The 13,370-nt window shown below is 35.3% G+C and carries 9 protein-coding genes; 3 read left to right on the top strand and 6 right to left on the bottom strand.

Features of this window, described 5'->3' with window-relative positions; genetic code table 11:
• Positions 1 to 159: 159 nt before the first annotated feature.
• From V7S79_RS03260 to lpxK, 3 genes are read right to left on the bottom strand one after another with little or no spacing between them, the layout of a single operon-like run.
• Complete coding sequence (locus V7S79_RS03260; RefSeq protein ID WP_459489119.1) at positions 160 to 3,081, bottom strand: PD-(D/E)XK nuclease family protein; 2,922 nt, start codon at positions 3,079 to 3,081, stop codon at positions 160 to 162.
• A 15-nt stretch (positions 3,082 to 3,096) separates the two neighbouring features.
• Entirely contained in the window at positions 3,097 to 5,055 is a 1,959-nt protein-coding gene (locus V7S79_RS03265) for a putative porin (protein WP_459489120.1), read from the bottom strand.
• Positions 5,056 to 5,081: 26 nt separating this feature from the next.
• The gene (gene lpxK, locus V7S79_RS03270) at positions 5,082 to 6,116 is read right to left on the bottom strand and encodes a tetraacyldisaccharide 4'-kinase (RefSeq protein ID WP_459489121.1); all 1,035 of its coding nucleotides are present in this window, start codon (positions 6,114 to 6,116) and stop codon (positions 5,082 to 5,084) included.
• Positions 6,117 to 6,208: 92 nt separating this feature from the next.
• Here lpxK and V7S79_RS03275 point away from each other — a divergent pair, with 92 nt between their 5' ends.
• Together V7S79_RS03275 and V7S79_RS03280 are read left to right on the top strand one after the other, a co-directional pair.
• Positions 6,209 to 7,294 (top strand): o-succinylbenzoate synthase, encoded by a 1,086-nt coding sequence (locus V7S79_RS03275; protein ID WP_459489122.1) that lies wholly within the window; start codon positions 6,209 to 6,211, stop codon positions 7,292 to 7,294.
• A 52-nt stretch (positions 7,295 to 7,346) separates the two neighbouring features.
• A complete protein-coding gene (locus tag V7S79_RS03280) occupies positions 7,347 to 7,748 on the top strand; it encodes a hypothetical protein (protein WP_459489123.1) in 402 nt (133 codons plus the stop codon).
• A 237-nt stretch (positions 7,749 to 7,985) separates the two neighbouring features.
• On the opposite strand, the gene hemF is transcribed toward V7S79_RS03280, so the two are convergent.
• The 3 genes from hemF to V7S79_RS03295 are packed head-to-tail and all read right to left on the bottom strand — an operon-like array spanning position 7,986 to position 12,113.
• Entirely contained in the window at positions 7,986 to 8,882 is an 897-nt protein-coding gene (hemF, locus tag V7S79_RS03285) for an oxygen-dependent coproporphyrinogen oxidase (RefSeq protein ID WP_459489124.1), read from the bottom strand.
• Between the two features lie 7 nt (positions 8,883 to 8,889).
• Complete coding sequence (locus V7S79_RS03290; protein WP_459489125.1) at positions 8,890 to 11,499, bottom strand: transglycosylase domain-containing protein; 2,610 nt, start codon at positions 11,497 to 11,499, stop codon at positions 8,890 to 8,892.
• 23 nt (positions 11,500 to 11,522) lie between these two features.
• Positions 11,523 to 12,113: an N-(5'-phosphoribosyl)anthranilate isomerase gene (locus V7S79_RS03295; protein WP_459489126.1), complete on the bottom strand. Its 591-nt coding sequence runs from the start codon at positions 12,111 to 12,113 to the stop codon at positions 11,523 to 11,525.
• 130 nt (positions 12,114 to 12,243) lie between these two features.
• On the opposite strand from V7S79_RS03295, the gene mnmA reads away from it, so the two are divergent.
• Positions 12,244 to 13,365, top strand: coding sequence for a tRNA 2-thiouridine(34) synthase MnmA (gene mnmA / locus V7S79_RS03300; protein WP_459489127.1), 1,122 nt, complete (start codon positions 12,244 to 12,246; stop codon positions 13,363 to 13,365).
• Positions 13,366 to 13,370: the final 5 nt, after the last annotated feature.

The following is a 13,370-nucleotide window of genomic DNA, read 5'->3' on the forward strand; positions in this document are numbered from 1 at the left end:
TTATGAATTATGACTTATGAATTATGAATTGTAATAATCTATCGATAATTTTTTCTAATTTTTACGCTTTAGAATTTTAACTAAAATCATAAGTCATAATTCATAATTCATAAGTCATAATTCATAATTCATAAGTCATAAGTCATAATTCATAACTAATCAAACCTCCCTCCCACATATCACTTTAAAATCGCAATATTGGCAATTTTCTATTTGCTGGGTACGTTCAAAGTTTTCAGATTCATCTAATAATCGATTCACCCAATGATGTATCACCTCTTCAGAATGCTGAATAAATTGATCGATGTTCTCACCTGGTTCAAAATCCAATTGGGCAGAAAGAACCTTTTCTTTAAAATTTCTGAAAGAAATAATTCCAGGTTTAAATTCTAAGTTGGTCAAATCTAATTGCTGATTAAATTCTTTTCGATCAGAAATAGGCAATTTCAATTCTTTGATAATCAAATATTTATATAACCACAATTGAAATAACTTCGCTTTTAAATCACTGTTTGTCAATTCTTCTATTAAAGAATTTTCCACTTTCAAATCTTTGGATTCCACTTTTCCCGTCTTGTAATCGATAATTCTTAGCACGTTGTCACCCAACACGTCGATCCTATCTACCCGTCCTTGTAATTTAACTACAACATCTTCCCCTTTTATTTTAATAGTTAAAGAACTATTTAATGATTCTTCTAGAGCAATAATTTTAACCACTTCTTTTTCCCAAGTTTGAGATTGCTTAAAATAGTTTTCCAATAAGGTTTTAGCTACCGACTTCAAGATAAAATTAAAGCCTTTTTCAACTTCAAAAATACCTTCGGAGGCTTGAATAATATCCATAGCCTCATCCAACTTTTGGTCAATATTGGCGATTCGTGCTTCTAAATCATCATTTTGGTATAAACCCGATTTATTTCTCAAGATATCTTCATCCGCCAATTCCAAGACTTTGTGCACCCAAGTTCCAAAAACATCAGCTCCCATTTCATCATCTCTGTTCTTTTCAGCGCGCAAACCCAGTACTTGAGCATAATAATATTTGATACTACATGTAGCAAAAGTACTAATGGCAGAAGGAGAAAGCCCTCTATCTTTTAATTTGGAAAGTATTTTAGTTTGAATTTCAGGACTTTTAACAATCGTATGATGTTCAGCTATAGTCTGGCTAAAAAGCCTTTTAGGGAACTCAACCATCGGTTCAGAAACTGTTAAATTCGGATTTGCTTTGACCCAATCGTATTTAATTTGTTTGATAAATCGACTCATTTCTTTGACACTCGATTTTTCTGAAGGCAAAACATACGTAAAAACAATTTCCTTTGGACGTTGTAATAAGCGGTAAAAGTGGTAAGAAGTAACTGCATCTGCTTGCGTAAAGGTAGGCAAAGCAAAAGCAGACATACTAGCTATGTCTAAAGGGATTAAACTATCTCTTTTTCGTGTACCTGGCAAACTCCCTTCATTCAAAGACATGACAATCACACGATCAAAATCAAGCGTCCTAGTTTCCAATAGACCCATGACATTCAAGGTTCGAACATCTGCTCCCTCAAAACTAATTTTCTTTTGTTGCAACAGCTGATTAAAAAGGGATTTACCACTTTTTACGGAAATATCTTGACGGTCATGTAGCAAATCATGGATGGTTTCAGTTAAATCATGTGTTATCATCAATGCTTCTGCTTGTTCATTCCATTCATTTTCAGGAATAGACATCATCAATGTTTTGGTCAACAATTTTATTTTAAGAACAATTTGTTGAAAAGAAACATCGTGTTGAAAAAACAGAAAATCCAAAATAGGAATTTGAACATTTAGAGCTAAAATATCATCTAATTTAACCCTCATTGCACTTTTTGAACCTAAATCTGATAACAATTTACTCGCGTCGATTTTTGATTTATTTTTCAAATGTTTGAAATAACCCAACATCAAAGGATGACGAAAGAGTTGTTCCATCCATTGAGTAGAAAATCGACCATCAGATGAATATTTCAATAATTCCCAAAAGATTTCTAACAAAGAAAATATTTGTGTTTTCTTCATAGAATAACCCATTGTGAAATTCAAGCGACTTTTGTACTTACCGATGTATTGCACTACTTGATCCAACAAATATTCATCGCCCAATACCAAAGCAATTTGCTCCTGATCTCCATAGTCATTTTGCCATTTTTCTATGGTATCTAAGGCTGCATAAATTTGAGCGCTTGGGTTCGCTAATCCTATAATTTCAAGTCGCTTAGGCTCTGTCGTCAAATCATTACTCATCCATTTAAATGGACCTTTTGAAAGATAATTTTTAGCACTTGGATTAGAATAATCTCTTAACCAATTACCCGCTCTGTGGTATTTATTTTTGATATAAAAATCATCTACATCCCAAAGCGTTTGCGTTTTACCTTGCTGAATGAACAAACGAATCATTTCTTCCTCTGCTTTTGAGAGGGCATTAAAACCGACAAAATACAATTGATCGAATTGAATAGGTAAAGGTTTCTCACTTCCTAAGTTTTCGATCAATTTCCGATAAACCATTCCTCGATAGGCCAAATTCTGATCATGTAATCGAGTTTGAAGTCTAGCATAAACTTCCAATAAGTGATCATACAAGGAAAAATAGGCCTTGGTATTGTTTGTGATAAGTGTAGAAGTATCTTCAATGCCATATTCTTTTCCCCAGCGTTCAATGGCCTTTGCTTCGGATAAAAACGAAAACAAATGCCTTGGATCCACCAAATACATATCTATGGTGTCAAAATCTTTCAGCATCATAGCACCCCAAGTGATAAATCGATCAAAATCCACTTTAGGATCTACTTCTTTGAAAACATCGAAAGCTTGTAACAATAATTGAGTGGGATCTACCAATTCCATTTGAGTCATTTCCAAAGAAAACTCCTCAATGGTATAAATTTGTGGTGACAAAAATGGCTTGTCTCCCATTTTCGCCAATTCTTTTTTAAGGTATAAAACGCCTCTTTGAGATGGTAAAACGATACAAACTTTATGTAAATCGTTTAGAGCATGTTGCTCCAATAAATACTCAGCGGTTTTTCTTAAAAAAGACTTCATAAATGTGTGAGAATTTTAATCAAACAACAACCACCTAACACCATATCCAAAAGATCTACCCATGGCAGGATGTAAATATGCTGTGTAATAATTATCGGTCAAAAGTCCCTGATTTACATTGGCAAATTTAAAGAACAAGCGGACACGATTGATGCGCATGGTTAGGTACACATCTGCTTGTACAAATCCGGGTAATTTAAATTGATCTTGCAAATGATATTGTTGCAAAGCAGGTTGATAGGCATCTGCATAAGAAGCAGATTGATGATGAAGATCAATCCCAAACTGCATGTATAACAACTTTTTGTATTGAACATCCAAAGCTAAATTAACATCTGCCAAAAAATTCGGCATTCGGATCAAATCAGGTCCAGTTTGAGTGTTGGCATAAACCTTGGTAAACCAAGAAAATTTTCCAAATTTTCCACCTACATCCACACCTGTCCGAAAAATACCGATAGCCTCTGAAGTTTGTTTTGAATTAGAAAGAGTATCAAAATAGGCATAATTGCTAATTCGTTGTATAGTCACGAATGGGTTCAAATACACATTTTTATAATTCAAATGTAAACTTCCATTCAATTGATCAAACAAAATATTATTAAAATCATTGTTCCAACGGAAAGACGTATTGTACACCCAATTATTAGCAATACTCGGACTCGTGGAGGTTCTTTGAAAAGAGGCTTGAAACCAAGGCGATTCGAAACTTGCTCTCAAGCGATAATCCGACCCCAATAAATATTCCCCATCTGAAGTAAAATCAATGTTATTGGAAAAATTTTGATGTAACCACAGTCCTAAATAATTCTCAAAACGATTTTTAGTAACATCTGTCAGGGGATTATTCACCGACCAATATCTTTGTCGCAAATAAGTTCGATAGGTAAATTGCCTATACACCCCTTTTATCCCAGTTTGATGGCTATATTCCGTCCAATTATTTTCATTGTAAATGGAATCTTTATCTGGAGCTTTGATGTAATTTATGTACGTTTTAGGATAAAATTTCATCGCTAAAGTATTGATAAAATCTACATCGCGGTATTTGATGGTTCTTGAAGCGAGATCTATTTTTTGAAAAAACTGCAATCCCTTGAAGCCAATAAATTCATGGTAAAAATGAAATTTAATGAATTTATCGTTCGACTCGGAACCGGAATTACTCAACAAGGCAGCATTATCAATGTATTTCAAAGCTTCCAATTCAGACTGACCATTGACTAATTTCAGGCCGCCTTGATCTTTGGTGCCTTGATCAAAATAATTGATGTGTGAGAGCAAACGATATTTATTGTTTTTGGTGCGGTAATTCGTATGAAAAACTAATCCCCATTGACCCAACAAACTTTGGTCGCCCTGTTTGTAAGCGGCATCTGTCAAAACCTTGTCTGCTACTATTCTCTGCAACTCAAAACCAAAATTCCACAAAGAATCTACATTTCGTGCAAAAGAAAAATTCAAACTGGTTTGACCACCCGCGCCTAAATTATAATCGACCTCTGAATAAGGAGATTTCGTATTAAAATATCGAATATTTTCAGCGGAGAAAGCAAAAGGCATAAAGGCATTATAACCTAAATTAGTCCCCAATGTAGAATTAGCTTGAACAAAGACATTTCGCACTGCAGTTCCTTGATTTCCTAAATTTTGCGTCAAAAAACCTGATTTATCCGTGTACAAATAGCGTTGAAACAAATGCAAAGTGGTATCCACCCTTCTCTTTTCCTCTTTGGAATTGAGCATATCCGATTCGAAAAAATAATACATGGTATTCGGACCATATTTTTGGCGAGTTGAATCGTCAATAGCAGCTCTTCCCGTTTTAGTACCTTTTCCACTCACAGGCTTTTTGGCCGTGGTTGGATCTGGAAAACCGGTATTATTTGTTGGAGAATTTGAATCAGTTGGAAACTGTGCAAATACCGCAGAAGAAGAAAACAAAAAGAAAACAAAAACAAGTATATTTTTCACCTTGCAAAGGTAATTATTTAAGTCGATTATCTGCCTAATTTTGTCCCCATCCAAGCCCAAAATCCTTTATCTCCATCTAAGAAATACATTTCCATCGGTAGATAACTCAATTTCGCTTTTAAATGCGGATATTTATCCAAATGATCCTTAAATCGAACAAAATCTTTATGAGTGGTCAAAATCCCTTCCTCGTTCGACATACTTTCTGCTTTGTTTTCCCATTCCTTCAATTCCTCTTTCTTAAAAATATGATGATCTTCATAAGTAGAATGTGTCAAAATCATTCCTAATTGTTTTGCTTGCTCAAAAAATAAAGTGGGGTCAGCAATTCCTGCGATTAAATGCCATTTGGTTATATTCGATTTATTTAATCCAACATGTTCTCCATAATGAATTCCTGCAAAAAACACAGGAAGATCTTTTTTAGCGTAGCTTCTTACCGACTGAATGAATTTTTTCCTTTGCTGGATCGATAAATCAGCTGGACAGCGAGTAACAATTAAGGCTTTTGCCCGCTTAATTCCACTTCTTGATTCTCTTAATCGACCCAAAGGCATGATGTGGTCTTCAAAAAATGGTTGCTGAAAAGTAGTACAAACAATGGGTAAAGAGGATCTTAAATTTCGGTGTTGAAAAGCATCGTCCAAAATAACATAAGATAATGAAGCTCTTTCCTTTTTCATTTTTTGAATAGCAGCTACTCGGTCTTCCCCAACAGCCACAGGAATCGTTGGAAATTGCAAATGATAAGCCAATGGCTCATCGCCGATTTCATTGGCTGTTGAATTTTCAACTGCCCAGCGAAAACCTTTTGTTTTACGCCCATAGCCTCTACTCAATACTGCAATTTCGTCTGCCCATAACCAATTTTTCAATAAAAAAGAGACCAAAGGACTCTTTCCTGTACCGCCTACTGCCAAATTTCCAACAACAATGGTTTTAGGATGATGAAATGATTGAGATTTGAACAAGGCCACATCGTATAGATAATTCCTAACCATCGTAATTAAATAATAAATTACGGCGGGAATAAACAAAAAGATGCTTTTGAGATATGACATTTATACCAAATTACGAATTCAAAATGGATAAATCAAAGAGGCATTGAATTTCATCTATGTTTTACCTTAACTTTGGGTTGAAATTATTGAACATGGCAAAATTCGACTTTGAAGTAATTAAATATTGTTTGGACTTTCATTTTGAAGCAGGTACTTCAAGAGGAATTTTAACGCATAAAAATTCTTACTTTCTAAAGATTAGTGATCCAAAAAATCCCAACATTGTAGGAATCGGAGAAGCGGGGCCATTAAGGGGTTTAAGTCCTGAATTTGAAGAAGATTGCACAAAAGCATTTCAAGAAGTTATCACTAAAATTTCAAACGTAGAATTACCCACTCAATTAGCAGATATTCCTGTCTGGCTACAAGAAAACGAAATTAAACAAGCTTCCTTTCGAATGGCAATGGAAATGGCTATTCGAGATTTCATCATCCAAAAGAATGGAATTTACTTTGACAATACATTTAGCAGAAGTGCTTCTTCCCTTCCCATCAATGGCTTAATATGGATGGGTGCTCCAGAATTTATGGAAAGTCAAATAGAAGACAAATTAAAGCAAGGCTATAACTGTTTAAAATTAAAAATTGGCGCTATTGATTTTGAAACGGAATTATCCATATTAAAAAAGCTTCGCTCGAGATTTTCGAAAGAAGAACTAACCATTCGCGTGGATGCCAATGGGGCTTTTGAACCCAAAGATGCTGCGTTCAAATTGGAAAAATTACAAGCTTTCGATTTACATTCCATAGAGCAACCAATTAAAGCTGGACATTGGGATGAAATGGCTGAATTAATTGCAAAAAAAATACTTCCCATCGCATTAGATGAAGAATTAATTGGCATTCATAATCCCCAAGAACAAGAAAAACTATTAGCTTGTATTCAACCAGAATATATTATTATAAAACCTAGTTTGTTGGGTGGATTTGCAGCAAGTGAAGATTGGATTCAATTAGCTAAAAAACAGAACATAGATTGGTGGATTACTTCCGCTTTAGAATCGAACTTTGGCTTACAAGCTATTGCACAATTTACCGCTGAATTTGATATTCAAATGCCGCAAGGTTTGGGCACTGGCCAATTATATACCAATAATTTTGATAGTGGATTGAGCCTACATAAAGGTCAAATATATTTTGATTCAAAATTTAAGAGAAAGATTCCATTTGCTGAATAAATTCAGCTTTTACATTATATTTGCATCACATTTAGGGACTAAGAAAAACAAAATGAACACGATTGATTCGGCAATGATTGCCATTTTAGAAAAAAGATTAGAATTAAGTAAACTAAGTTATTCAGATGATTCTTATGATGATGTGGAAGAACTTCTGCACGATTTAGAAGATGATTTCAATGAAAAATATGGTGATAAATTGGAGGACATCTTAGAAAAAGTTCATTTACAACATTGTCCAGAATCAGATGTACTATTACCAACTGCCTATTTAGCGAAAAAATTTGTTGAAACAGAGGACGGTGAAATTGAAATTGGCAAAAAAGAAGGCGTTGAAGTTGAGTGGATTGAAAATCCAGCTGTAGGCGCTAGATTAGTATTATTACCTTCACCCACTAGAATTTTATTAATGACTCCAAAGGGGGTTAAAGTTGTTTGGGAGGAAGGAAATTAGAGGTAAGAGGTAAGAGGTAAGAGGTAAGAGGTAAGAGGTAAGAGGTAAGAGGTAAGAGGTAAGAGGTAAGAGGTAAGAGGTAAAAGTTAAGAGGTCTTTTTTTTTTAATATTTAAATCGTCGTGCTTTGTGTTAACACTAAGTTCAAAAAGTTTTTAAACATTAAGGAATTAAGAATCATTAAGAATTTGCCTCAATTCCTTTTACCTTTTACCTTTTACCTCTTACCTTTTACCTCTTACCTTATCCAAACCACCCCTTTTTTCAATAAATCCAAGGTCTTTTTACCTTCTGGATAGGAGTTTTCGTCATACATATATTCCCATGAAGCTAAAGGAGGAAGACTCATTAAAATAGATTCTGTGCGGCCATTGGTTTCTAAGCCAAATTTAGTACCACGATCGTGCACTAAATTAAACTCCACATACCTACCTCTTCTTAGTAATTGGAAATCTTTTTCTGCTTTCCCAAATGGCTTAATGGCATTTTCGCGCATTAAATGACTGTAAATTGGGACAAAAGATTCTCCAACAGATTTGACAAAATCAAAATTAATCACCTTTTCATCTACCGATTTACTTTTGATATAATCAAAGAAAATACCTCCAATTCCACGCGTTTCTTCGCGATGAGGGCTATAAAAATAATCATCAGCCCAAGTTTTAAATTTAGGATAATAGGTTTTATCAGCTTTGTCACAAACCGCTTTCAACTGTTGATGAAACCACTTAGCTTGTTCAGGAATGATTATATGCGGTGTTAAATCAATACCACCACCAAACCAATGTTCTCCATTACTTAATTCAAAATAACGAACATTCATGTGAATAATGGGCACCCAAGGATTCATAGGATGCATGACAATTGAAACACCCGTTGCAAAAAAATCAACCTCTTCTTTGATGTTCAAACTTGTAACCATTTTGGGATGCAATGGTCCATGCACCGCCGAAAAATTCACACCTGCTTTTTCTAAAATATTACCATTTGAAATAAGTCGAGAACGACCACCACCGCCTTCTTTCCTTTTCCAATTATCTTCTTTGAAAAGTGCACCACCATCCACTTCTTCAATTCCTTCACAAATTTGATCTTGCAAACTCTTAAAATAATCAGCAATAAATTCTTTTCTCATATTTCTACTATGGATTTTGAGTCGAATCTAAACCACCCTCTGCTGGATTACCCAATAAGGCATTCATGGAATCTAACTCGGCATCTGAAACTTGCAAAGAATCAGGTAGTGTACTGTATGCACTTTGGCAATTAAAATCCTTTTTAACTACTCGTTTATCTAATTTATCAAAAGGAACAGGTTTGTACATAGCCAAAGCAGGATCATTGACCACTTTGATCATAAAACGCTTATAAATAGGCAATGCAGTTTTTGAACCCTCCCCTAATGCACCTGTCCTAAAGTGAATGGATCGATCATCACCTCCAACCCAAACTCCAGAAATTAAATTATGCGACATTCCAATAAACCAACCATCGGAATGATTGGAAGTGGTACCTGTTTTTGCAGCAAAAGCTGGCGCATATCGATTATTGGCGGGCAATAAAACTTCGCCTTCATTCCAAAGTAACGAACTTCCTGTTCCTCCTTCATATACCACTCCTTCTAACATAGAACGAACTAATTGGGCTGATTCTTTCCGAATCACTCGATAAGAAACAGGTTCAAATGTTTGCAATGTTTTACCATTTTGATCCACAATTTCAGTCACCAACATTGGTTCAACGTGAATTCCTTCATTGACAAAAGCAGAATAGGCGCCGATCATTTCATACAAAGAAACATCAAAAGAACCCAAACCGATGGAGGCTACGGGTTTCAAGGGACTTTTGATACCCATTTTTTGGGCATAATACATGACAGTATCTGGCCCCACTTCATTGGTCAATTTGGCAGTAATGGAATTGATACTTTTAGCCAAAGCCCTTCTGATAGGCATCATTGAATAAGAGAAAGTCCCATCTGCATTACCTGGTCTCCACATTTTTTTCTCGCCATCATCTTCTATTTCTAATTCAAAAGGTTCATCTTTCATCATGTAACAAGGTGATAAATCCTTCGGACCATCTATAGCAGCTGTGTACACAAATGGCTTAAAAGTAGAGCCTGGCTGACGTTTTCCTTGTTTTACGTGATCGTACTTGAAATATTTAAAATCCAATCCTCCGACCCAAGCTTTAATATGCCCCGTGTAAGGATCTAAGGTCATCATACCTGATTGTAAAAATTTCTTATAATATTGTATTGAATCATAAGCACTCATTGTTTGCTCTTCTTCTCCAAGTGGATTACGAGAATAAACCCACATTTTACGTTTCACATTTTTCATGTAATGATTCACAGAGTCGGGATTATTGGGGAATCTTTTCATCAAAGATTTATAATATTCCGTTCTTTTAGCGACGGTATCAATGAAACCAGGAATTTCCACGCCGTGTTCATCTACCCAAGGGTTTTGATTCGCCCAATGGTTATCAAATGATTTTTGAATAGAACGCATACCTGCTTCAACTGACTCTTCTGCATGAATTTGCATGCGAGAGTCGATGGTAGTATGTATTTTTAAACCATCTCTATATAAATCAATTTCTAAATCATTGGCTTTTGCCCACTCATTGATGTATTTAGCAACTGCTACTTTGAAATAATTTCCCGTTCCATCATAAGGTGATTCTTCATTGGAATGCAACACAATGGGCAAAGGAGCCAAAGAATCATATTCCGATTTCTTTAAATAACCCGCCTTCACCATTTGATTCAAAACCACATTTCTTCTCTTCCAAGCTTTATTTTGTTCCAAAGGTTTTCCATCGTAACGCTTTGGATTATACGTAGTTGTAGCTTTTTGCAAACCTACCAAAATGGCAGCTTCTTGAATATTCAAGCTGTCTGGAGAAGTATTGAAATAAGTTTTGGCAGCTACTTTGATTCCATAAGCATTGTTACCGTAATCAACTGTGTTTAAATACCACAGAATGATTTCATCTTTGGTATAAAAACGCTCTAATTTAATCGCAGTTACCCATTCTTTGGACTTATAAATCAACTTATTTACAAAAGGTAAATAACCCAAAAAGCCTGTTTTACCAAAACTCTTTTTTGTTCTTGTTTTGAACAAATTCTTTGCTAATTGTTGTGAAATGGTACTTCCTCCCCCACGATCTCCGCCTTTAACAATTCCAGCAGCAACACCCAACCAAGCTTGAAAATCGATACCAGTATGCTCATAAAAACGTGAGTCTTCCGTAGCAACCAATGCTTTTACCAAATAGGGCGAAAGCTTGTTGAAATCGCGAATAGGTGTTCTATTTTCTGCAAAAAATTTCCCTAATAGTACTCCATCAGCGGAATAGATTTCAGAAGCTTGAGATAATTTAGGATTTTGCAATTCATCTACTCCTGGCATTTCCCCGGTCAACCAAAGAAAATTGGTTTCAATAACAAATAAGTATACTAGAATAAACAAGGCCGTTTTTCCTGTAATCTTCCAAATACGTAAAATAGGCTTATAATAAGGGGAATCTTTATCGACATGCGCATCATAAAAAAGCTCAACTTTTCTGAATTGAGTTTTTATGTAAAAGTCGCCAATGGCCAAAAAACCCAATAACCGAGTATAATTTCTCTCGCCGATTATTTTTTGTAAAAGCTTTAGGAGGAAATTTCCTACAATAACTACTACCTTAAAAACAAAGGCCTTAGCATTGGAATACGATCTTTTTATCAAAGCAAGCATATATCACTTTTGGGTTGTTAGAATTAATCTATTTCTAATTTTTCTAAGATAGTCATTAAATCTGTAAAATCTCTAAATCCAGGTCTATCTTCCTTACCAGCGGTTAAACCAATCCCTTTGATGGATGTTTGTGAAACCCATTCTTCCAAATCCTCCTCTGGAAAATCTAAACCTAAAATCATAGAATATTGAGCAGCCCAAATTTCAACTTGAGATTCAGCACCAATCAAGGAATCTTTGTCGTCTCCAACTAATAAAAAGTGACTAACAAAAGGAGCTGCAGCAGCAAATAAAGCAGGAAGATTATCTGTATCTAGATTCACACGCAAGATAATTGGTAAATCCAGTTTTTTTAATTCAACTAAATTAGCTTTGGAATCAACTTCTATTCTGTCGGGTTTGAACTGCTTAATTAAATCAATGTATTCTTGAGAAGTTGCACCACTCAATTCACCAACAATCTCTACTCCTGTTATCCAATTACGTATTTCTTGAAATTTTTCAAATGGAACTTGAGTCAAAGGAAATCCTAAAAATTCCACCCCCATACCGGCACAATATCTTGCATCAGAAAGATTTTCAATCCCAGATACTTTTACTAGCGTTTTAAGCATATTATAGATTCTAAATAGAAATAGTAAAAATACCATTTAACGCCCGAATTACCAAGATTAGACAACAATTAGAGAAATAAATCCTAACTTGCATAAAATTTTTAGTCAGGCTTTGAACCTGAACCAAAACATGGAAAAAAAAGGAAGAGTATTGGTCGCTATGAGCGGCGGAATCGACAGCTCGGTCGCAGCTGTTTTATTGCACGAACAAGGATATGAAGTAATTGGCATGACCATGAAAACATGGGACTATGCTAGTTCAGGTGGTACAAAAAAAGAAACAGGCTGCTGTTCGTTGGACTCAATCAATGATGCCCGAAACATCGCTGTTACCCTGGGTTTCCCACATTATATCTTAGATATTAGAGAAGAATTTGGCGATTCAGTGATCGATTATTTCACGAATGAATATGTAGAAGGCAGAACTCCCAACCCATGTGTTATGTGCAACACGCATATTAAATGGGATGCTTTATTGAGAAGAGCCGACCAATTAGGTTGTGAATTCATCGCAACGGGTCATTATGCACAAATAAGAGAAGAAAATGGTCGTCATATTATTTCCAAAGGTGTAGATACCTTAAAAGACCAAAGTTATGTGCTTTGGGGAGTTTCTCAAGAAAGTTTAGCAAGAACTATTTTGCCTTTAGGACACTTAACAAAACAAACTATCCGTGAAATGGCAACAGAAAGAGGTTTTGTGGAATTAGTCAATAAAGCTGAAAGCTATGAAATCTGTTTTGTACCAGATAATGACTACCGTGGATTTTTAAAACGCCGTTTACCTGAATTGGAAGAAGAAGTAAAAGGTGGAAATTTTGTGGACCAAGAAGGAAAAATCATTGGTAAACACGAAGGTTACCCATTTTATACCGTAGGGCAGCGGAAGGGTCTTGGAAAAGCATTTGGTTTTCCAGCCTATGTAACAGAGATCAGAAAAGAAACCAATGAAGTGGTGATTGGTCAAATGGAAGATTTAGATAGAACAGGAATGTGGGTCGGGCAACTGAATCTTCAAAAATATGCTTCTATTCCAGAAGGTGGCTTAGAATCTTTGACTAAAGTACGATACAAAGATGCTGGCACGATGTCGCATATTGAACAAATAGACCAAAAAATCCGTGTGGAATTCCATGCCAAAGTTTCTGGCATTGCTCCTGGTCAAGCTGCTGTATTTTATGAGGAAAATGACGTCATCGGTGGCGGATGGATTTTGAAATCGTTTCAAAAGGGTAGTTTTTTTGATCAATAGAAAAA

Source organism: Aquirufa sp. ROCK-SH2, from assembly GCF_054558315.1.